The organism is Kitasatospora sp. NPDC057940, from assembly GCF_042887425.1.
Taxonomy (GTDB): domain Bacteria; phylum Actinomycetota; class Actinomycetes; order Streptomycetales; family Streptomycetaceae; genus Kitasatospora.
This window is the reverse complement of sequence record NZ_JBHVPH010000010.1, coordinates 132359-152796: the sequence shown is the minus strand read 5'-3', so window position 1 is coordinate 152796 and position 20438 is coordinate 132359. Positions and strand designations below refer to the sequence as shown.

Genomic DNA, 20438 nt, shown 5'->3' with positions numbered 1-20438 from the left:
CGACGGAAATTCTTCCGGCGGCCACGGATCACGAATCGGTCGGTCGCGACGAGGTGGGGCGATGCGGCAGCGCGGAAATGTGTTGCGCCCTGGGGCGGTTGGGGTCGGTGGGGTGGTTCTGGTGTTGCTCCTCGGCGCCTGTGCGAGCGGCGGTTCCGATGGTTCCGTCGATCGGCTCGGAACGGCTGCGCCCAGTGTCGCGGGAGTGGATCCGGTACCTCCTTCGGGTGGTTCGGTAAACACCTCGATCGCGCCGACGGACGGCCCGGAAGGTGCCATGGGGCGACTGGCCCTGAAGACGTATCAGGACTGGTGGCAGGCCCAGACCGAGGCGTTCGGGCGGTCGGATTCGGACGGATTCGCTCTGGAGACGTACTCCTCCGGACGGGCCCTTACCGACACCCTGGTCGGGCTCCGCCAACTTCGCGACGCCAAACTGGTGATGACCGGAACGCCGCGCAATTCGGCGGTGGTCAAGGCCATTGACCTGAAAGCCGATCCGCAGACCGCCGTGATCGAGGACTGCGTCGACGTGTCGGGATGGCACCGCGTCGACGCCGTCACCCAGGTGGCAAAGGATCCGGGCGACCGACTGAACCGCTACGTCGCGACCGCGTCCCTGCGCTGGTTCCAAGCACGTTGGCTGATCTACGACTTCAAGCGGGAGGTGGACCGGGCATGCTGAACACGCGTAAACCGGCCCGGCGATTCGCGATCCTCGCGCCGTTGTCCGCCGGGTTGCTGTTGGCCTCGGCGGTGTCGGCGGCGGCGGACGAACCGCCGGGCGGAGGTGCCGAACAGTGTTACCCGGACGTGATCTGCTCCGGGGTCAACACCGGTGGCACGAAACCGAAGCCAGGACCGTCACAGCCGGGCGGTGGCGGCGGGGGCGGTACGAGCGACGGGCCGCTGCTGTGCAGCTACCACGACCAGCAGTGGCCCTGCCACGACCCGGAGCGCGGCTGGTTCAACAGCGGCGTCGGGTGCTACTTCCGTCCGCTGGACAACCCGCCCCCCGAGAGCGACCCGGCGTGGCAGGGCCACAAGCCGTCCGAGGGCGCGCTCTACTCGAAGGTCTGCCCGCAGACGGGCGGCGGGCAGGACGGCGCCGAGATCGTCTTCGAGGCCACCTCGCCGGCCGGGCCGCCGGCGCTGAACCTGGTGGACGTCGGCTTCGGCCTGGCCCATGAGATGCGCTTCCCGAAGCCGACGGCGGGTGTCGCGCCCAAGGGCACGGCGGTGGTGAAGGCGCCGGTCTGGCTCTGGCTGGACGGCGTCGCGGCGCCCGCGGCCAAGACGCTGTCCGTCCCGGGGGCCTCCGTCACCGTCACCCCGGTGCTGAGGGGTGTGACCTGGATCTTCGACACCGGTGTCTCCGTGACCTGCGACAAGGCCGGGACGCCGTACGACCCCAAGTACGGCGCCGCCAAGTCACCGGACTGCGGCTACGAGTTCGCCGTGGGCTCGGGCACCAGGAAGAGCGGCGTCTTCAACGGCACGGTGACGGCGAACTGGGTGGGCGAGGTCGTGGTCACGGGGCCGAACGCGAAGACCTTCGACGTCAAGATGCCGCAGTCCTCGAACTTCACGCTGAAGGTCGCCGAGGTGCAGGTCCTCAACTGACCCGGCGGCGGACGTCCGATGCCCCGCGGCCCGGCTGCGGGGCGCCGGCGGCCCGGCCGCACGCGACCACGGCACCGGAGCCCGGGCGTCGGAGCCCGGCACCGGCGGCCCGAGCAGCGACGACCCGAGCACCGAGAACCCAGTACTGACGATCCGGAACGAGCACGAGGGAAGGGCGGAACCCGGTGGAGAACCGTACGTTCGCGACGCCGGGATCCGGCACACCCGCAGGGGCCGCGGTGTCCGTGGCGGTCCCGGACCAGGGGCAGGGGCCGGGCGAGGCCCAGGGCGGCGGTGCGGGCAGGGGCAAGGGGCGCGCCGCCCCGCACGTCCCCGGCCGGACGCTGCGGGCCCGGCGGCGGCGCCCGGCGGTGCTGGCGATGGCCGTCGCGCTGATCGCGGCCGGCGGCCTGGGCGGCGCGGTGCTCTACAACAGCACCGGCCAGCGGGTCGCCGTGCTGGCGCTGGCCCGGGACATCCCGTGGGGGCAGGTGATCACCGACGACGACCTGGTGGTGGCCCGGATCGCCGGGGATCCTGCGCTGCGGCCGCTGTCCGCCACCGAACGGGACAAGGCGGTCGGCATGCGGGCCGCCACCGACCTCAAGCGCGGCGCGATGCTCACCAGGGGCGACGTCGCGCAGACCCTGGCGGTGCAGCCGGGCCAGATCGTGGTCGGCGTCTCGGCCAAGCGCAGCCAGCTGCCCGCCAGCCGGCTCCAGCCCGGGCTGCAGATCGTCGTGGTCTACACCCCGGACAACACCAAGGCCGACTCGATGCCCGCGACGGTCATCACGGTCGGCCGGGTGGACACCGACGGCAGCCAGGTGATCGACGTGGCCGTCGGCGCGGCGGACGGCCCCCGGCTGGCGCAGTGGGTGGCCGGCGGCCGGATCCAGGTCCTGCTGGCCCCGCGCGCCGCCGCGGCCGGCGGCGCGACCGGCACCGCCGGTGCGGGCACCGGCGGCAGTACCGCGCCGACGGCCCCGGCGACCGGGACCCCCGGCGCTGCCACGGCCCCTGTGCCCCCGACCGGGGCGGGTGGCGCCTGATGGCGGTGATCGCGGTGGCCGGCGGCCCGGGCGCGCCCGGCGCGACCACGGCGGCCCTGGCCCTGCTGCTGGCCTGGCCGCTGGAGTCCGGACGGCGGGTCCTGCTGGTGGAGGCCGACCCGGACGGCGGCGCGGTGCTCGCGGGCGCCCTGGAGGGCCGGGTCGACGCGGTGTACGGGCTGCGCAACCTGGCCGTCGCGGACCGGCGCGGACTGCTCGCCGAGACCATCTGGGAGCAGCTGATCGACCTGTCGCCCGAGGGCACCGCAGAGCGGCTGCTGCTGCCCGGGCTGACCGACCCCACCCAGGCCCCGGGCCTCGCCTACACCTGGGAGCCGCTCGTCGACCTGCTGCACGGCCTCGAACCGCAGGGCTACGACGTCATCGTGGACCTCGGCCGCTCCGGCGCCACCGGCGTGAGCGCCGTGCTGGCCCGCCGGGCGGACGTCGTCGCGGTGACCGTCCGCACCACGCTGCGCGGTCTGAGCTCGGCCCGGCCCCGGCTGGCCGCGCTCGCCGAGGACCTCGCCACGGCCGGCACCGGGGTGGACGCGCTCGGACTGCTGCTGGTCGCCGAGGGGCCGTACTCGGGGCCGGAGGTGGCGCGCGAGTTCGGCCTCCCGGTGCTGGGGCTGCTGCCGCACGCCACCCGCACCGCCCGGGTGCTCTCCGACGGCGGTGACATCACCGACCGGCGGTTCATCCGCTCGGAGCTGATGCGGACGGCGCGTTCGGCGGCGGACGAGGTGCAGCTGCTGGTCCGCCGCCGTCGCCAGCGGCTCGCGCCGACCGCCGCGCCGGTCCCGGCCCAGCTCACCGCCGCGGCCCGGACCGGGACCGCGGCCCAGCCCCCGACCGCGGTGCACGCCCAGCCCCCGGTGCCGACCCCGCAGGCGGCCGCGCCGACGGCGTACCGGCCGGTGGAGGGGGAGCAGCCCTCGTACACCCCGCCGCAGCCGGTCGGGCCGGTGATCACCACCGGCCCGGTGGCGCCGTTGGCCGGGCTGGCCCCCCAGCCGGCTGCTCCGGCCCCGTTCCCGGGGCACGTCCAGCAGCCGCAGTCGCCGCAGTCGCCGCAGCCGCCGTACGGGCCGCAGGCCGGCTACGGCGCGTACGACCAGCAGGGCGGGTTCACCCCGTACGACCAGCAGAGCGGGGCCGCGTACGACCAGCAGCCCGGGTACGTGCGCCCGGAGCCCGAGGACGACGGCCGCTTCCCGCTCCAGCAGCCCGCCGTGACACCCGATCAGACACGCCCGAACGGTCCGCAGCCGTACAACCCCGGGGAGGTGCTCCGTGCGCGGTAGCCCCCTGCACCAGCACCCCGCGGCCGACCCGGCCGCACTGCCCTGGGCCACCCAGGCCCAGGCCCCGACACAGGCCCAGACACAGGCGCCGGCGGCCGCCCCGCCCCAGGCCTACCGGCCGGGCCCCGTCGCCCCGCAGCCCGTGCCGCCGCCGTACGCCCAGCCGGGCGGCGCGGCCACGCCCACCGCCGTGCCCTCCCAGCTGCCCTCGCTCGACCTGCGCGGCGCCGCCACCCGGCCGGCCGTCGACCCGCAGGTGGCCCGCGAGCTGAAGCGCCAGGTCGCGGCCGAACTGCACCAGCAGATCACCCGGTTGACCGCCACCTCGGGCGCCGAACCGGACCGCGCCACCCGCCGCCAGCGCGGCCGCGCGCTGATCGAGGAGGCGGTCGCCCGCTGGTCCGACGCCTACGCGCAGACCCACGGCATCCCGCCCACCCGGGAGCAGGACCGCGCGCTCGCCGAGGCCGTCTTCGACCTGCTGTTCCGGGCCGGGCGGCTCCAGCCCTACCTGGACGACCCGGAGATCGAGAACATCCTGATCAACGGCTGCGACGACGTGTGGATCTCCCGGGTGCACCAACCCCTGCGCCAGGTACCGCCGGTGGCCGAGAGTGACGCCGAACTCGTCGAACTGCTCCAGGACCTGGCCCGCCAGCACGGCGGCGGCGAGCGCAGCCTGTCCACCGCCAGCCCGACCCTCGCGCTGCGCCTGGAGGGCGGCATGCGCCTCCAGGCGCTCACCGAGGTGACGCCCCGCCCGTACGTGGCGATCCGGCGCCACCGGGTGGCCTCGGCGACCCTGCCGGAGATGGTCGAACTCGGCACCCTGGACAGCACCTTGGCCGCGTTCCTGGCCGCCGCGATCCGGGCCCGGAAGAACGTGATGATCACCGGCACCCAGGGCGTCGGCAAGACCAGCCTGCTGCGCGCGATGGCCGCCGAGATCCCGCCGGACGAGCGGATCGGCACCCTGGAGTCGGAGTTCGAGCTGTGGCTGCACACGCTCGGCCACCTGCGCCAGGTCGTCCCGATGGAGGCCCGCGAGGGCAACGGCGAACGCGTCGAAGGCCGCCTGGCGGGCGAGTTGACGATCGGCGACCTCATCCCGGCGGCGCTGCGGATGACGCTGTCCCGGATCATCGTCGGCGAGGTCCGATCCGGCGAGGTCGTCCCGATGCTGCGGGTCATGACCAACGGCGAGGGCGGCTCGATGTGCACCCTGCACGCCCGCGGCCCGCACATGGTCGTCGACCGCATCGCCGAACTCTGCCTGGAGTACGGCTCGCACATGACCGACTCGCTCGCCTACCGGCTCACCGCCAACGCCCTGGACCTCATCGTGCACGTCACCATGGTCGACGAGACCGCCGTCGGCGGCCGCCGGCACCGCTTCGTCTCCCACGTCCTGGAGGTCGCCGGCCTCGGCGAGAGCGGCCGGCCCGCGCTGAACACCGTGTTCGGCCCCCGGGTGGACCTCGGCGAGCCGCGGGCCGTCCCGCACACCCCGCCGCAGTGCCTGGACGACCTGCGCCGGGCCGGCTTCGACGCCGCCCTGCTCGGCTCCCGCTACGGCGGCTGGGCCACCCCGCTGCAACTGCGGATCGGCGGTGGCGCGCGATGATGCTGCTGTTCGCCCTGTGCGGGCTGGCCGTCGCGGGCGGCCTGGTCGCCCTGGTGGCCTGGGCCCGCGGCAGCGACCCGGCGGACGAGGACGAGACCCCGGAGCGGAGCAGCCCGCTGGCCGGCCGCGCCCACGTCTTCTGGTACGGCGCCCCCGGCGCCGCCTCGGCCCGGGTCGCCCGGCTGCGCCGGATCCAACTGCCGCTCGCGCTCGCCGGCGCCCCGCTCGCCTGGCTGTTCACCGGCATCCCGCTGGCCGCCCTGCTGGTGCCGCTGGCCGTGTTCGGCCTCCCCTGGCTGTTCGACACCACCCGCCCGGACACCCGCCGGATCGAACGCCTGGAGGCGCTGTCCGAGTGGACCCAGCGCATCGCCGACGTGCTGCTGCTCGGCGTCGGCCTCAACCAGGCCATCGTCACCAGCCGCCGCACCGCCCCCGCCGCCCTGGAGGAGGAGATCGGCGAACTGGCCGCCCGGCTCCAGGCCCGCTGGCGGCCCGAGGAGGCGCTCCAGGCCTTCGCCGACAGCGTCGCCGACGCCACCGCCGACAAGGTGCTCGCCGCGCTCGTGCTGCGGTCCGGCGACAGCGGCCCCGGCCTGGCCCGGGCACTGGCCGACATGGCCGACTCGGTGCGCGAGGAGGTCCGCCAGCGCCGCGCCATCGAGGCCGACCGGGCCAAGCACCGCACCACCATCCGCTGGCTGGTCGGCATCATCGTGCTGGTCGTCACGGTCGGCTCCTTCAACACCGAGTACACCCGGCCGTACGGCACGCTGCTCGGCCAGATCGTGCTCGCCGTCGTCGCCGCCCTGTTCGTCGCGATCATCGCCTGGATGCGCGCCCTCGCCTCGCACCCGCCGGTGCCCCGGCTGCTGGCGCCCGACCGGCGCGGCAAGGCCGGGCGCCGCGCCCCGGTGCGCGAGGACGAGGCGCTCCAGCCGCTCGGGGAGGTCCGGTGATCTCCCCCTGGTCCGTGCTGGCCGGGGCCGTCGCCGCCGGCGGCGTCGCCCTGCTGGTCGCCGAACTCCGCCCCGCGCCGCCCGACCTGCGCCAGGCCCTGGACCGGCTGCACCGCACCCCCGCCGAACGGGCCGCGGACCCGGACGAGCGGCCGAGCTGGTACGACCGGATCGGCGAGCGCTCGATCGGCCTGCGCGGAGTGTCCCTGCCGCACCGCGAACTCGCCCTGATCGGCCGCGCCCCGGCCCGGTTCATGGTGCACAAGCTGCTGTTCGCCGCGATCGGCCTGCTGCTGCCCGCCTACCTGGGCGCGATGGCCGTGCTGATGGACATCGGCCTGCCCTTCGCCCTGCCGCTGCTGGCCGGGCCGCTGCTGGCCGGCCTGCTCTGGTTCGTCCCCGACGCCATCGTGCGCGGCGAGGCCAAGGAGGCGCGCACCGAGTACCTGCACGGCATCGCCGCCTACCTCGAACTCGTCGCCCTGGAACGGGCCGCCGACTGCGGGCCCGCCGAGGCGCTGCGCCGCGCCGCCGCGGTCGGGCGCGGCACCGTGTTCCGGCGCATCCGCGACGCCCTCGACCGCGCCGCCACCGACCGGCTCCCGCCCTGGGCCGGACTCGACGCGCTGGCCGAGGAGTTGGGGCTCAGCCCGCTGCAGGACGTGGCGGACATCATGCGGCTGTCCGGCACCGACGGCGCCGCCGTGTACGACACCCTGCGGGCGCGCGCCAAGGGTCTGCGCGGCGAGCTGCTCGCCGAGGACCTCGCCCGCGCCAACGCCGACAGCGAGCGGATGGTCGCACCCGGAGCCGCCCTCACCCTGCTGATGACCGTCCTGATCGTCTTCCCCGCACTCCACCAGATGCTCAACTGACCCTCCTCACAGGGCATCTGGCACCACACCGCACTCCACCCCGGGAGACCCGAATGACCGTCCGACTCGTCCACCTGGCAGGCCGGCTGATCCGGCCCGTCCTGCTGCCCGTGCAGTTCGCCCTGCTGCTGTTCACCCTGCGGCTCGGCCGGCTGCGGGCCGCCCGCGCGCGCGGCGACCGCGGCGCGATCAGCATCGAACTCGCCCTCGCCATCATCGCGTTGGTCTTCGTCGCGGGCGCCGTCGCGACCGCGCTGTACCTGCTGAAGGACAAGGTCGTGCAGAAGGTCGAGCAGGACCCGAACATGCCGGGTGCGGGCGGGGCCGCGGGAGGCGCCACCAAGTGACGTACCGACCTCGCCGCCGCGGCGACCGGGGGTCGATGAGCGTGAGCCTCGCCATCGTCTTCCCGGTCGTCCTGGTGCTCCTGATGCTCGTCGTCCAGGCCGCGCTGCTGTGGTACGACCGCCAGCTCGCGCTCACCGCCGCCCGCGAGGGCGTGGACGCCGGCCGGATCCAGGGCAGCGCGACGGACGAGGTGAAGAACGAGGCGGCGCGCCGACAGGCCAGGGACTTCCTCGACCGGCAGGGCGTGCACTCGTACACGGTGACGACCGACGGCAGCACGCCCGAAGTGGTCCGGGTCACCGTGGCGGTGCGCCCGCCGCTGCTGATACCCGGGCTGTCGGCGCCCGCCCTCAGGCAGTTCGCCGAGGCGCCGCGTGAGCACTTCGTCCCGCCGGTGGCGGTGGCGCCGTGAGACCGCGGACCCGGACCGACCGGTGGCCGGCGCTCCGTGCGGAGGGCCGCGCCGAGGGCCGTTCCGAGCCCCGCGCCGTGCGCCGTTCGACGCGCCGACCCCGGTGGTGGCCGGTCCGGCGGAGCGACGGCGGCTCGGTCGCCATCGAGGCGGCGATCGTCGTGCCGCCGGTGGTGGGGCTGGTCCTGGTGGCCATCGCCGCCGGGCGGGTGCAGACCACGGCCGGTACGGTCGAGGCCGCCGCCCGGGCCGGCGCCCGCACCGCCTCGCTGCAGCGCAGCGTCGACGGGATGACGCAGCCGGGCCGGGACTCGGCCCTCGCGACGCTGCGCCAGCAGGGCGTCTCCTGCCGCAACGGGACCGTCCAGGTCGTGCCCGGCCAACTGGACCTGCCCGGCGGCGCCGTCACGACCGTCAAGGTCACCGTGGTGTGCGACGTCGAACTGGCGGACCTGCTCGGCGGACCGTCCGGCGTACCCGTGACGAAGCACCTCGTCGGCGAGTTCACCTCCGTGGTGGACCGCTACCGGGGCACATGACCACCCGGGGCGGCACCCGGCGGGACACGGGCCACGACGGGGGATTGGGGACGGCCCGCGCGGGGGAGACGCAAGCGGAGAGCGCACGGGGGATGACGCGACGGGACCGGCCGGCGCCCGGTGGGGGCCGGCGGGGAGGACGAGGGGCGGGAGGGGCAGGGGGGATGGGAGTGCCTGTCAGGGCGCGGCGCCGGCGCCGCTCCGACCGGGGCGCGGTCGCCCTCTTCGTGGCGATCTGCGCGGCCTACGTCGTGCTCGTCATCGCCCTGGTGATCGACGCCGGCGGCCGGTTGCGGGTCGCCGAACGCACCGACGCCTACGCCCAGGAGGCCGCGCGGGTCGGCGGGCAGCAGCTCGACCAGGCCGCCGTCCTCCAGGGGAAGGGCTTCAAGGTCCAGCAGGAATACGTCCGGCAGGCCGCCGACGCCTACCTGGCCCTGTACGGCCTTCAGGCGGGCGAGGTCGAGTTCTCCGGCGACGGCAAGGTCGTCACCGTCACCGTGCGGGCCGACTACCGGCCCGTCCTGCTGGGCGCGCTCGGGGAGCGGAAGGTAACGGGCAAGGGCAGTGCGACCCTCGTCCACGGAGTCGAGAAAGCGGAGACCGACTGATGGCCGCGCCACGTGCCAAGGACCAGGCCCGAACCGCCCCGGGCCGGGCTCGAACCGCCAAGGGCCGGAGCCCCGGCGCCACGGACCAGGCCCGGGGCGCCACCGGCCGGGCCCACACCGGACACCGGGCCGCGGGCCGCCCCGCCGCCCCCGTGCCCCGCCCACCGCGCGGGCGCGGCCGCGGCGCAGCCCTGATCGCCGCGCTCGCCGCGCTGGTCACCCTGCTCGCCCTGCTGCTCGGTGTCCCCGCGCTGCTGCTCTACGGCACCCGTGCGGTCGCCGCGATGGGCGACGTCGCGCCGGAGGGCGTCGGCCAGGCGCTCACCGGCCCGGACGACGGGCGGCTGTTCCTCTGGCTGCTGGTCGTGGTCGGCTGGCTCGCCTGGGCCTGCTTCGCGCTCTCCGTCCTGCTGGAGATCCCCGCGCAGCTGCGCGGCCGGATCGCCCGCCGCATCCCCGCCTTCGGCTGGAGCCAGCGGATGGCGGCCGGCCTGGTCGGCTCGGTGTTCGCGCTGATGCCGGTCGCCGGCTCGGCCTTCGCCGCCACCCCGGCCCACACCGCCACCGCCCCGGCGCAGTTGGTGGCCGGCGTGCAGCGCGCCGCCCTGCCCGCCGCCCAGGCCGCGCCCGCCCTGGCGCCCGCCGCCGAGCAGAACCCCACGTACACCGTGCGGGACAGCCGGCCCGCCGACAGCCTGTGGTCCATCGCCGAACGCCAACTGGGCTCCGGTGAACGGTGGGTGGACATCGCCAAGCTCAACGACGGCCGGGTGATGGACGATTCCGGCATCCGCTTCGACGCCGACCGGCCGATCCAGCCGGGGTGGGCGCTGCTGATGCCGGGGGACGCGAAGGCGGACGGGTCGGCGCCCGCTCCCGCGCCTGCTCCTTCGTCCGAGCCCGCGCCCGCCCCTGCTCCCGGTGCCGGGTCGGCCCAGGTGCCGCAGGCCGGGACGGAGCCGGGTGCGGGCGGGCACGCGACGGTGACCGTCCAGGGCGGGGACAGCCTGTCCGCCATCGCCCAAAAGGAGTTGGGGGACGCCGAGGCGTGGCCGAAGCTGTTCGAGGCGAACAAGGGCGCCCAGGCACCGGACGGGGAACGGCTGACCGATCCGGACGTGCTGGTGCCCGGGATGGTGCTCACGGTGCCGGGGGCGGCCGCCCCCGCGCCTGCTCCGGCGCCTGCTCCTGCGCCTTCGTCCGAGCCCGCTCCCGCGCCGCAGCCGGCGCCGTCGGCCGATCAGGCGCCCGCCACCCCCGCCCCCGCGCCGACCCAGGCCGCGCCGACCCCGGCCGCGTCCCAGCCCGTCACCCCGGCGCCCACCCACGCCCCCACCCATGCGCCCGCCCCCGCCGCGCACGCCGAACCGGCCGCCGACGACTACTCCATCGCCCTCACCGCCTCCACCGTCGGTGTCCTGCTCGCCGCCGTCATGGTCGGCACCGTCGCCCACAAGCGCGGCACCCAGCTGCGCGCCCGCCGCCCCCGGCACCGCATCACCATGCCCGACGCCGAGGCCGCCGCCTTCGAGAACGAGCTCAGGGCCCGTCAGGACGGCGCCGGCCTCGACCTGCTCGACCGCGCCCTGCGCACCATGGCCCGCAACACCGTGCGCGGCGGCAAGCGCCTGCCCGCCATCGTCGCCGCCCGGATCACCCCCGGCCACACCATCGAACTGCACCTCTCCGGCCCGGCCACCCCGATCGCGCCGTTCCGCGCCGCGCACGCCGCCAACGTCTGGTGGTGCAGCCTCGACTCCGGCGACCTGCTCAGCGCCGCCCAGGCCCGCAAGACCGCCGCGCCCTACCCCGCCCTGGTCACCCTCGGCACCTCGCCCGACGGCTCGGTCGTCCTCGCCGACCTGGAGGCCGTCCGGCTGCTCCACCTCTCCGGCCACCCCGACGACGCCCGCGACATCCTGCGCACCCTCGCCATCGAACTCGCGCACAGCCCGCTCGCCGACCGGCTCCACCTGCACCTGGTCGACCTCGCCGAGGAGGTGCCGATCAGCGGCCCGGCCGCCGAACGCATCCACCGCCACCCCACCCTGGAGGCCGCGCTCGCCGCCCTCGGCCCGCGCACCGCCAAGGCCCGCGCCACACTGGTCGCCGCCGAGGCCGCCAGCCCGCGCGACGCCCGCAGCCGGGGCCAGGCCGACGAGTCCTGGACCCCCGAGATCGTGCTCTGCGCCCAGCAGCCCGGTGGCGAGGTCCCCGCCGAACTCGGCCGGCTGCTCGACGCCCGGCCGCGCACCTGCGTCGCCGTCATCACCCGTGCCCCCGAACGCGGCACCGGCCCCGTCGCCCGCTGGACCCTCCCGACCACCGGCCAGGCGGCCATCCCCGGCCTGCACCTCACCGTCGAACTCCAGCGGCTCAGCGACCAGCAGTACGACCAGGTCGCCGAACTGCTCCGCGCCGCCGACGACCTCACCCAGCACCCGGCCCCCGCCTGGACCCTGGACGGTCCCGGCCTCGACCCCGACGCGGACGACGACGACACCGACACGGCCGAACTGCCCGCCGCCGTACCCGTCCTGGCCGCCGTCGGGGCCCCCGCGGCCGGCGCGCAGGGCGGTACGGACACGGCCGCCGGGCCCCGGCTGCTCGCCCGGGTCATCGGCACCGGCGCCAGCCCGTTCGCGGGCACCGACCCGGCGACGCCGGTGCCGGCCCCTCCGGCCGGGCCGGGGCGGTACGCGGTCAACGGGCAGGGGTGGCAGGCCGCCTCCGCCGAGTCCGAGGCCGGGAACGGGAGCGGGGTCGGGGTCGGTACCGGGAGCGGGATCGGGACCGAGGAAGAGCTGGTGGTCGGTCAGGTCGTCGACGAGGCCTCCGACGAGGCGGGGGACGAGGCCACCCGGGACCTGCGCCGCCCGGACGCGGTGGCGGAGGATGCGGCGGAGGCACCGCAGCAAGCCCCCGCGGCCGTCCTCGCCGTGCCGTCCGTCCAGCCCGTGCCGTCCGTGCCCGCCGTCCAGTCCGTCCAGCCGGTCGCGCCGCAGCCGCCCGTCGAGCCGGCCCCGGTCCACCAGCCCGCGCCCGCGCCCTCCGGCGTCGACCCGCGCGTCCCGTCCCGGCCGGAGCCCTCGCCGGACCTCGTGCCCGATCTCGTGCCCGCCGCCGAAGCCGGTTCCCAGGCCGATTCCTACGCCGAGCCCGGGGTCGAACCCGGATCCGAGCCCGGCCCCGCCGCCGTCGCCCCGGTCGCCCAGACCGCTCCCGGGCGCAGCGACAGCGACGACCTGCTCGCCATCCTGCGCTCCCCGGAGGCCCACGCCGCCCGCAACGCCCCCCGGATCCGCCTGCTCGGCCCGGTCGACGTCGCCGGAGCCCTCGGTACCGCCGAACCCGGCGCACTGTCCCGGCTCACCGAACTCGCCGTCTACCTCGCGCTGCGGCCCGGCGCCGACCACCACGCCCTCGACCACGACCTCCACCCCGGCGCCGCCCACCTCGACCCGCACCCCACCGCGGCCGACGCCAAGAGCCCGCTCCCCGGCAAACTCGCCGACCTGGCCGCCTGGTTCGGCACCTCGCCCGAGGGCCGCGCCTTCCTGCCGACCGACACCACCGACGGCTACTCCTTCACCCCGGTCGTCACCTGCGACTGGGACGAGTTCCGCAGCCTCTACCGGCGCGGCATGCGCAGCACCAGCGCCACCGCCGACGCCGCCCTCGCCCACGCCCTGGCCCTGGTGCGCGGCGCCCCGTTCGCCGAGGCCCCGCCCGCCTCCTACGGCTGGGCCGAGGCCGAACGCCAGGACATGATCGCGGCGATCGTCGACACCGCCCACGAACTGGCCGCCCGCCGCCTGCAGTACGGCGACCACCGCAGCGCCGAGGCCGCCGTCTTCCGCGGCCTCGCCGTCGCCCCGGACGTCGAACTCCTGCACCGGGACCTCTTCTACGCCTACGCCTCGGCCGGCGCCCGCGACCAACTCCTGCGCGCCGTCAACCGTCTCGACGCGCTCAGCCGCCGTACCGGCCGTGACCTGGACGCCGACACCGTCGCCCTGCTCCGCGACCTGCTGGCCGGTTCCTGACGTCCCCTGCATGCCGCTGCCCGGCCGCCCCTCGGGGTGACCGGGCAGCGGCATGCAGGGCAGGGCCGGTGGGGGCGGTCGGTCAGGTCGGTCAGGTTGGCCAGGTCGGTCAGGTCGGTCAGGTCGAGCGGACGCACCGGCCGTCGACGGTGCGCTCGGTGGCGGTGTGGACGTCCCGGACGGCGGCGCAGTCCACGGTCCGGGAGCTCAGATGGTCGGGGAGTCCAGGGCGTGTCGGGTCGGTAGTGCGCGCAACCAGGCGTCCAGGGTGGCGAAGTCGGCTGCGATGAGGCCGCGTTGGGGGTCGACGCGGTGGAGGAGCGCGGGGGCGGGCGAGTGGGCCGCGATCCAGCGGCGGTCGGTGGCGGTGATCTCGTCGTCCACCCAGACGAACGGGCGGCCGGCAGCCCGGGCGACCAGTGCGCGGGTCTTCCCGTGCAGGCCGGCCGGTTCGTCGCCTTCCGCCACCGGCCAGTCCACGACGGGCAGTTGTGGTAGTCCGAGCCAGGGGGAGAGGCACTCGTTCGCATCGGACATCCACGTCGTCGCCCACACCAGTTCGCAGGGCAGGCTCAGCAGGCGCCCGCCGAGTGCCGGATCGACGCGGGCCAGCAGGGGGTTGACGCCCGGACCGGGTGCGGCGGCGGAGGCGCCGCGGAAGACGGGGTAGCCGCCAGGGGGCGGCGCGCCGAAGGGGATGAGCGGTCCGTCGACGTCGAGGAACAGGAGAGGTGCACCGGGGCCTGCCATGACGGCACGATAGCGGGCCGGGTGGCGCGCCGATCGGAGACCCGGCCTGGATCGGGTGTGCCGGGATCTCGTAGGGTGGCGCGACGGGAGTGGTGGTAGGCACCACCCAGCAAGGGCATCAGACGCCGCGGAGCGGCGGGGTGGGTGGTGACCAGAAGATGGCGGAGACGACAGCTGTCCCCGGAGGCCCCGAACCGGCAGCGGACTCGGGCCCCTGGGACGCCGTACCGCCGCCGCGCACCCCGGCCGAGGAGCACCCGCCCGGGCCCGCCGCGCTCTACGAGCCGCCGCCCGTGCCCCCGCTCCCGCCGTCCGCTCCGGCCGCCCCGCCGTCGGCTCCGACGGCTCCGGCCACGGTGCCGGGCCCGCCGCCGACCGCGCCCACCGGATGGACCGTCACCGGCATGCCCGCCGTGGGCGCGCCGCCGTCCGCGGCCACGCCGCCGCCCTTCCCGGCCCCGGGCGTGAACGCCCCCGGTACGGGTGGACTGGGGTCGGCTCCGCGCGGACGGATCCTGGTCGTCGAGGGCGGTTACGGCAACTCCGGGCGCCGCACCTGGGGTCGGGGCGGTCCCGCCCAGGCGTCGGTGCTGTCCGCGATGCTCGCGGCCGTCTCACCACAGGTGCTGCTCGCCGCGGACGCCGTGGACGCCGTCCACCTCCCCGGCGCCGGCGACCCGCACACCGTCCTGGCCCACCTGCGCGCCGCGTCCCGCCATCCGGGGCCGCTGCTCGTCCACCTGGGCGGCCACGTGGTCGCCGACAAGCGCGGCGGACAGCTCCAGCTCACCCTGCGCGACTCCAAGCAGGACGGCCTGCCCTGGCAGGCCGTCGCCGCCGAGCTGAGCCACCGCCCGGCCGAGTGGCAGACCCTCGTCGTCGCCGACCTCAGCGCCGACCAGAACGCCTGGCCGTACCTCCAGGGCGCCGCCTCGCCGCTCAGCGAGGGCATCCCGCTCTGGGCGGTCGTCAGCCCGGACCCGGAGCAGGTCGGCACCTTCACCCGCGCCCTGATCGAGGCGCTGCACGGCGGCCGCCCCGGCGCGGGCGACGTGCTCGCGCCCGAGCAACTGCGGCAGCAGGTGTACTCGGTGCTGCGGCCGGACGTCGTCATCCTGGCCACGCACGCACCGGACCGCCCGGTCTTCCGCAACACCGCCCGCCGGGGCGACGGTCCGCAGGCCGACGTGTCGGCGCCGACCGACGCGGTGCCGCCGGTCGATGCGGTGCCGGTCGATGCCGTGCGCGCCGATGTGGTGCCGTCCGGGCAGCCCGCGGTGTCGGTGGCGCCGGTGCCGCCGGTGCCGGGCCGGGCGGAGTCACAGGACGCCGTCGTCGAACCGCCCGTGGCGCCCACGGCTCCGCGGCCGTCGGCCTCCCCCGCTCCCGCCACCGAGGTCGGTCCGGTGAGCCTGGTCAAGCCCGGCGTGCCGCCCACCCCGCCGAGGCCGGCCCGCCCGGTCAGCCTGCTGAAGGGGCAGCCGGCCGGTCCGGCCGGCGTGACCCTGCACAAGCCCGCTCCGGCGGACGCGACGCCCGAGGCCGTCGAGCCGTTCGCAGGCGTGACGCTGGCCAAGACCCAGCAGCAGGCGTCGGAGCCGGAGTTGGAGTCCGAGCGGGAGCGGGAGCCGGAGCAGGCACCGGCGGACGCCGTTTCGGCGCAGGCTCCTCCCGTTGACGAGGCCCCCACCGACGCGGCGCCGACGGCGGAGACGCCGGACGACACGGCCCCGACCGACGACGCGGCCCCCGTGGACGCGGTCCCGATGGCAGAGGCCCCCGCGGACGAGGCACCTGCCGACGCGGTGCCCGTCGACGCTCCGGTGTCCGGTCAGCCGCGTGCCGACTACCGGGAGGCCATCGGCCGGATCGTCCGCAGCGCGGACGCCGGGGAGCACGATGCCGCCACCGAACTCGCCTTCGCCCTCGAACTGGAGGCGATCGCCGAGCACGGCGCCGTCTCCGAACCGGTCCTCCAGGTGCGCCAGGTCCGGGCACACGTGTGCCGTCTCGCGGGCCGGCCGGCCGAGGCCGCGGACATCTACCGTGAGGTGGCCCTGGCGCTGCTCCGTTCGCAGGGGTCGGACCACCCGGAGACCCAGCAGGCGGCCACCAACGCCGAGGCCTGCTGGCGCTCGGTCCCCGACCGCGCGGTGGCCCTTCGGATCGCCCCGGAGATCATCGAGCTCCGCGCCTACCTCCCGGGCCCCGACGGCCGCAAGCTCCGCGCCGCCGAGCGCTACCTCGCCCAACTGGCCGCCGCTCCGGAGCCCGCCGCGACGCCTGCTTCCGCCCCGGCGGACCGCGTCTGACTTTTCGCGCCGCGCGCGGCTGGGCCGGACCGACCGGCACCTGGCCGCGAACAGATGACAGATGACAGCGAACAGGAAACAGAAAACAGCGAACAGATAACAGATTTCGAAATCTGTTATCTGTTCGCTGTCAGTTGTCAGCCGCTACCTGCTACCTGCCGTCCACCGTGGCCCGTCAGCGACCGGCGATGGCGTGGACGAACTTCGCGCCGTCGATGGTGCCGAGGCCGCTGGAGAGGTCGTAGCCCTCGGTGGCGGTGTAGCCGGTGACGCCGCCCCAGGAGTTGTCGCCCTCCTTCACGTCCGTGATGCCGCTCCACGCGCTCGGGAGCAGGTTGAGCCCGTACAGGCGCCAGTTGAGCTGGCCGAGGCGGTGGCCGGCGAGCTGGTCGGCGAGGGCGACGACGCCGGAGAACAGCGGGGTGGCCTCGCTGGTGCCGCCGGTGAGGTGCCAGCCGACGGAGGTCGGGTCGTAGGACTCGTAGGTCCAGGCGCCGCCGTCGACGGCCGCGCTCATGCTGATGTCGGGCGTGCCGCGGTGGTTGCCGGTGACGTTGGCGACGCCGGCCTGGTACCACGGGCGCTCGAAGATGCCGGAGACGCCACCGCCGCCGGCGCCGGACTTGTCGTGCCACACCTTGTCGGGCGCGGTGCGCGCGCCGTTGTCGTCCAGGGTGAGCTGGGTGCCGCCGATGGAGGTGACCAGCGGGTCGGAGGACGGCCAGGAGTTGACCTTGTACGGGTACAGGTCGGTGCCGTTGGTCTGCGAGTCGGTGGCGCCGTTGTCGCCGGAGGCGGCGAGCACGGTGACGTTGTGGTCGGCGGCGGCCTGGAAGGCGTAGCGCAGGTCGGTGAGCGACTTGAAGTCGCCCTTGTCGTACCCCGGGAAGGTGTTCTCGGTGGCGCCGAAGCTCTGCGAGATGACGTCGCCGCGGCCGGCCTTGATGAGGGCCTTCTCGGCGTCCATCATCTCGGGCAGGCCGGTGGTGCCCTCGGTCTCGGCGACACCGGTCTCGACCAGGACGATGTGCGCGTCGGGGGCGATGGCGTGGGCGTACTCGACGTCCAGCGTGGTCTCGCCGGCCCAGCCGGTGTGGTCGGGGTTCTTGGGGTCGAAGGCGGGGACGTTGCCCCACTTGACCACCTCGACGTTGGTGTCCTGGATGCCCCACTGCTTGTCGAAGACCTCCAGGTCGTGCTGGATGGTCGGCGAGCCGAAGGAGTCGACGATGACGATCGTGCGGCCCTTGCCGGTGATGCCCTCCTGGTACAGCGGGTTCAGGTTGTAGGCGTTCCGGTACTGCAGCGGCGAGTAGCAGTGGATGCCGATCTGGCTGACGCACTGGGTGGTGGTCAGCGGGGCGGTGCGGCCCTGGGCGTTGTGGTGCCCGAAGGAGGCGGGGCGGACGTGGACGCCCGTGAGGTCGTGCGCGGGGGCCGCGGTCGCGGCGCCGACCGCCGGGACGGCGATGGTGCCGGCCGTGAGGGCGGTGGCCCCGACGGCGAGCAGAGCCAGGGCACGGCGAAGGGGGGCGGGGCTGCCCATGGGACTCCTTGGGGCGCAGGGCCCGACCTGGTCCGGTCGGGTCGGTCCGGCCATCCCATCGACTGCCGCATGATCATGCCATAGTCATTTGGTGGGGTCGCCTGATCAGAGGCATGGTCATGATCGGCTACGCGAAAAGGTAAAGGCCGTCCCAGGCGAAGGTAACCCCACGCCCGGGACGGTCATGTGACGACACGTCAGTATTATCGTACTAATGCTGAAGGGCCCTCGAAGGTCCCCGCCCGGGCCAGACCTACCGCGCCCCGCCGTTGACGTACAGCGTCTGCCCGCTGACGTACGAGGCGTCCTCGCTGGCCAGGAAGGCGACCACGGACGCGATCTCCTCCGGCTGTCCCACCCGGCGCAGCGGGGTCCGGGCGGAGACCTCCGCCTGCTGGTCCTCGGCCGTGCTGCCGACCCGCTCGGCGGTGGCCGCGGTCATCGCGGTGGCGACGTACCCGGGGGCGACGGCGTTGACGTTGATGTTGAACGGCCCCAGCTCGATCGCGAGGGTCGCGGTGAGCCCCTGGATGCCGGCCTTGGCGGCCGCGTAGTTGGCCTGTCCCCGGTTGCCGAGGGCGGAGCGCGAGCTGAGCGAGACGATCTTCCCGTACTTCTGCGCCACCATGTACTTCTGTGCGACGTGGCTGCAGTTGTACGCGCTGGTCAGATTGACGGTCAGGACCGCGTCCCAGTCGGCCTTCGGCATCTTGAAGAACAGGTTGTCCCGGGTGATCCCGGCGTTGTTCACCAGGATGTGCACCCCGCCGAGGTCCGCCGCGACCTGCGCGAACACCGCCTCGACGGCGTCGTAGTCGGCCACGTCGCAGCCGTACGCCCGAGCGGTGCCGCCCTTGGCGGTGATCTCCGCGACCGCCCCGGCGGCCCGTTCGGCGGTGAGGTCGACGACGGCGACGGCCGCGCCCTCCTGGGCGAGCCGGTGGGCGGTGGCCGCACCGATGCCCTGGGCGGCGCCGGTCACGACGGCGACCCTGCCCGCGAACCTGCCTGCCAGGCCCAACACTTCAGCCACTGCGGCTACTTCAGTCATTCCCGGTGCTCCCTTGGACTCGGACGCGAACTCAGACGTGAAATCAAACTCGGACGTGAACTCGGACGTGATCGCGAGTGCGAAACGCGAGCGCGCACTCAGTCAACGTTCTCGACCAGGACGGCGGTGCCCTGACCGACCCCCACACACATGGTGGCGAGGCCGCGCCGGGCGTCGGTGCGGCGCATCCGGTGCAGCAGGGTGGTGAGGATGCGCGCGCCGGAGCCGCCCAGCGGGTGGCCGAGTGCGATCGCCCCGCCGCTCGGGTTGACCAGTTCGTCGGCCTGTTCGGGGGTGAATCCGATGCCGTCGGCGGAGGCCAGGGCCTGGGCGGCGAAGGCCTCGTTGAGTTCGGCGGTGTCGAGGTCGGCCAGCGACCAGCCGGCCCGGCCGAGCACCTTGCGGGTGGCCGGCACCGGGCCGATGCCCATCACGTCGGGGTGCACCCCGACGGAGGCGCCGGCCACGTACCGGCCGAGCGGCCGCAGTCCGAGGTCGCGCAGCGCCTCCTCGCCGACCAGGAGCAGCCCGGCCGCGCCGTCGTTCATCGGCGAGGCGTTGCCGGCCGTGACGGTGCCGCCGGGGCGGAAGGCGGGCTTGAGGCGGGCGAGCTTCTCCAGGCTGGTGTCCTCGCGGATGCCCTCGTCCTGGCCGACCGTCACGCCGTCGGGGCGTTCGACCGGGATCAGCTCCGCGTCGAAGTGGCCGTCCTTGCGGGCGGCGGCGGCCCGTTGGTGGCTGCGCAGCGCGAAGGCGTCCTGGCGTTCCCGGCCGATGCCGTACCGGCCGGCCACCTCCTCGGCGGTCTCGCCCATGCTGAGCACGCCGTGCAGTTCGGCCATCCGGGGGTTGGTGAGCCGCCAGCCGAGCCGGGTGTCGTAGGTCTCGATCCGGTGCGGGAGAGCCTCGTCGGGGCGGGGGAGGACGAAGGGGGCGCGGGTCATCGACTCGCAGCCGCCGGCCAGGACGACGTCGGCCTCGCCGGAGCCGATGGCCCGGGCGGCGAGGGTGACGGCCTCCAGCCCGGAGGCGCAGAGCCGGTTGACGGTGGCGCCGGGGACGGTCTCCGGCAGGCCGGCCAGCAGGACGGCCATCCGGGCGGCGTTGCGGTTGTCCTCGCCGGCCTGGTTGGCGGCGCCCCAGTAGACGTCGTCGATGCGGGCGGGGTCGAGGGCGGGGACGTCGGCGAGCAGGGCGCGCAGCACGGTGGCCGAGAGGTCGTCCGGGCGGACCGTGGCGAGCGCTCCGCGCAGTCGGCCGATGGGTGTGCGGCGGGCTGCGGCGAAGTAGACGGGACGCACGTCGTCGGGCTCCTATCCGGTTGAATCCGAGTGATCCGAGCAGTCAGGGTGATCCGAGCGGTCAGGGTGGTCCGAGCGGTCA

Annotated in this window: 17 protein-coding genes; 13 read left to right on the top strand and 4 right to left on the bottom strand. The window is 75.2% G+C overall.

What is annotated here, in order from left to right:
- Positions 1 to 112 precede the first annotated feature (112 nt).
- The 12 genes from ACFVTF_RS18245 (at position 113) to ACFVTF_RS18190 (ending at position 13396) form a co-directional block, all read left to right on the top strand.
- Positions 113 to 685, top strand: a complete 573-nt coding sequence (locus ACFVTF_RS18245) for a hypothetical protein (protein ID WP_387814572.1) — start codon at positions 113 to 115, stop codon at positions 683 to 685.
- Positions 679 to 1623, top strand: coding sequence for a hypothetical protein (locus tag ACFVTF_RS18240; RefSeq protein ID WP_371520818.1), 945 nt, complete (start codon positions 679 to 681; stop codon positions 1621 to 1623). The genes ACFVTF_RS18245 and ACFVTF_RS18240 overlap by 7 nt, the downstream gene beginning before the upstream one ends.
- Before the next feature lie 239 nt (positions 1624 to 1862).
- A complete protein-coding gene (locus ACFVTF_RS18235) occupies positions 1863 to 2675 on the top strand; it encodes an SAF domain-containing protein (RefSeq protein ID WP_387814570.1) in 813 nt (270 codons plus the stop codon).
- The gene (locus tag ACFVTF_RS18230) at positions 2675 to 3982 is read left to right on the top strand and encodes a hypothetical protein (protein ID WP_387814568.1); all 1308 of its coding nucleotides are present in this window, start codon (positions 2675 to 2677) and stop codon (positions 3980 to 3982) included. The genes ACFVTF_RS18235 and ACFVTF_RS18230 overlap by 1 nt, the downstream gene beginning before the upstream one ends.
- On the top strand, positions 3972 to 5606 hold the full coding sequence (locus tag ACFVTF_RS18225) for a CpaF family protein (protein ID WP_387814566.1): 1635 nt from the start codon (positions 3972 to 3974) through the stop codon (positions 5604 to 5606). The genes ACFVTF_RS18230 and ACFVTF_RS18225 overlap by 11 nt, the downstream gene beginning before the upstream one ends.
- Positions 5603 to 6565 (top strand): type II secretion system F family protein, encoded by a 963-nt coding sequence (locus ACFVTF_RS18220; RefSeq protein WP_387814564.1) that lies wholly within the window; start codon positions 5603 to 5605, stop codon positions 6563 to 6565. Before ACFVTF_RS18225 ends, ACFVTF_RS18220 begins: the two co-directional genes overlap by 4 nt.
- Positions 6562 to 7440 (top strand): hypothetical protein, encoded by an 879-nt coding sequence (locus tag ACFVTF_RS18215; protein ID WP_371520832.1) that lies wholly within the window; start codon positions 6562 to 6564, stop codon positions 7438 to 7440. Before ACFVTF_RS18220 ends, ACFVTF_RS18215 begins: the two co-directional genes overlap by 4 nt.
- 53 nt (positions 7441 to 7493) lie before the next feature.
- The gene (locus tag ACFVTF_RS18210; protein WP_371520835.1) at positions 7494 to 7787 is read left to right on the top strand and encodes a hypothetical protein; all 294 of its coding nucleotides are present in this window, start codon (positions 7494 to 7496) and stop codon (positions 7785 to 7787) included.
- A 35-nt stretch (positions 7788 to 7822) separates the two neighbouring features.
- On the top strand, positions 7823 to 8200 hold the full coding sequence (locus ACFVTF_RS18205) for a TadE/TadG family type IV pilus assembly protein (protein WP_387814562.1): 378 nt from the start codon (positions 7823 to 7825) through the stop codon (positions 8198 to 8200).
- A gap of 77 nt (positions 8201 to 8277) precedes the next feature.
- Complete coding sequence (locus ACFVTF_RS18200) at positions 8278 to 8739, top strand: TadE/TadG family type IV pilus assembly protein (protein ID WP_387814560.1); 462 nt, start codon at positions 8278 to 8280, stop codon at positions 8737 to 8739.
- A 164-nt stretch (positions 8740 to 8903) separates the two neighbouring features.
- Entirely contained in the window at positions 8904 to 9350 is a 447-nt protein-coding gene (locus tag ACFVTF_RS18195) for a hypothetical protein (RefSeq protein ID WP_371520841.1), read from the top strand.
- The gene (locus tag ACFVTF_RS18190) at positions 9350 to 13396 is read left to right on the top strand and encodes a BTAD domain-containing putative transcriptional regulator (protein ID WP_387814558.1); all 4047 of its coding nucleotides are present in this window, start codon (positions 9350 to 9352) and stop codon (positions 13394 to 13396) included. The genes ACFVTF_RS18195 and ACFVTF_RS18190 overlap by 1 nt, the downstream gene beginning before the upstream one ends.
- 207 nt (positions 13397 to 13603) lie before the next feature.
- On the opposite strand, the gene ACFVTF_RS18185 is transcribed toward ACFVTF_RS18190, so the two are convergent.
- A complete protein-coding gene (locus ACFVTF_RS18185; protein ID WP_387814556.1) occupies positions 13604 to 14146 on the bottom strand; it encodes a hypothetical protein in 543 nt (180 codons plus the stop codon).
- Positions 14147 to 14304: 158 nt separating this feature from the next.
- Here ACFVTF_RS18185 and ACFVTF_RS18180 point away from each other — a divergent pair, with 158 nt between their 5' ends.
- A complete protein-coding gene (locus ACFVTF_RS18180; protein WP_387814554.1) occupies positions 14305 to 16458 on the top strand; it encodes a hypothetical protein in 2154 nt (717 codons plus the stop codon).
- Between the two features lie 175 nt (positions 16459 to 16633).
- Here the strand turns inward: ACFVTF_RS18180 and ACFVTF_RS18175 are convergent, their stop codons facing one another.
- The 3 genes from ACFVTF_RS18175 to ACFVTF_RS18165 all read right to left on the bottom strand — a co-directional run bounded on the left by ACFVTF_RS18175 (position 16634) and on the right by ACFVTF_RS18165 (position 20356).
- Positions 16634 to 18004 (bottom strand): S53 family peptidase, encoded by a 1371-nt coding sequence (locus tag ACFVTF_RS18175; RefSeq protein ID WP_350875433.1) that lies wholly within the window; start codon positions 18002 to 18004, stop codon positions 16634 to 16636.
- Between the two features lie 253 nt (positions 18005 to 18257).
- The gene (fabG, locus tag ACFVTF_RS18170; protein ID WP_387814692.1) at positions 18258 to 19028 is read right to left on the bottom strand and encodes a 3-oxoacyl-ACP reductase FabG; all 771 of its coding nucleotides are present in this window, start codon (positions 19026 to 19028) and stop codon (positions 18258 to 18260) included.
- A 125-nt stretch (positions 19029 to 19153) separates the two neighbouring features.
- Complete coding sequence (locus ACFVTF_RS18165) at positions 19154 to 20356, bottom strand: acetyl-CoA C-acyltransferase (RefSeq protein ID WP_063350054.1); 1203 nt, start codon at positions 20354 to 20356, stop codon at positions 19154 to 19156.
- Positions 20357 to 20438: the final 82 nt, after the last annotated feature.

What these genes read in the sequence shown, in the direction of transcription:
- ACFVTF_RS18185 (WP_387814556.1), bottom strand. Translation starts at nt 14,146, where the DNA reads ATGGCAGGCCCCGGTGCACCTCTCCTGTTCCTCGACGTCGACGGACCG.
- ACFVTF_RS18175 (WP_350875433.1), bottom strand. Translation starts at nt 18,004, where the DNA reads ATGGGCAGCCCCGCCCCCCTTCGCCGTGCCCTGGCTCTGCTCGCCGTC.
- ACFVTF_RS18180 (WP_387814554.1), top strand. Translation starts at nt 14,305, where the DNA reads ATGGCGGAGACGACAGCTGTCCCCGGAGGCCCCGAACCGGCAGCGGAC.
- ACFVTF_RS18190 (WP_387814558.1), top strand. Translation starts at nt 9,350, where the DNA reads ATGGCCGCGCCACGTGCCAAGGACCAGGCCCGAACCGCCCCGGGCCGG.
- ACFVTF_RS18205 (WP_387814562.1), top strand. Translation starts at nt 7,823, where the DNA reads ATGAGCGTGAGCCTCGCCATCGTCTTCCCGGTCGTCCTGGTGCTCCTG.
- ACFVTF_RS18220 (WP_387814564.1), top strand. Translation starts at nt 5,603, where the DNA reads ATGATGCTGCTGTTCGCCCTGTGCGGGCTGGCCGTCGCGGGCGGCCTG.
- ACFVTF_RS18210 (WP_371520835.1), top strand. Translation starts at nt 7,494, where the DNA reads ATGACCGTCCGACTCGTCCACCTGGCAGGCCGGCTGATCCGGCCCGTC.
- ACFVTF_RS18240 (WP_371520818.1), top strand. Translation starts at nt 679, where the DNA reads ATGCTGAACACGCGTAAACCGGCCCGGCGATTCGCGATCCTCGCGCCG.
- ACFVTF_RS18230 (WP_387814568.1), top strand. Translation starts at nt 2,675, where the DNA reads ATGGCGGTGATCGCGGTGGCCGGCGGCCCGGGCGCGCCCGGCGCGACC.
- ACFVTF_RS18195 (WP_371520841.1), top strand. Translation starts at nt 8,904, where the DNA reads ATGGGAGTGCCTGTCAGGGCGCGGCGCCGGCGCCGCTCCGACCGGGGC.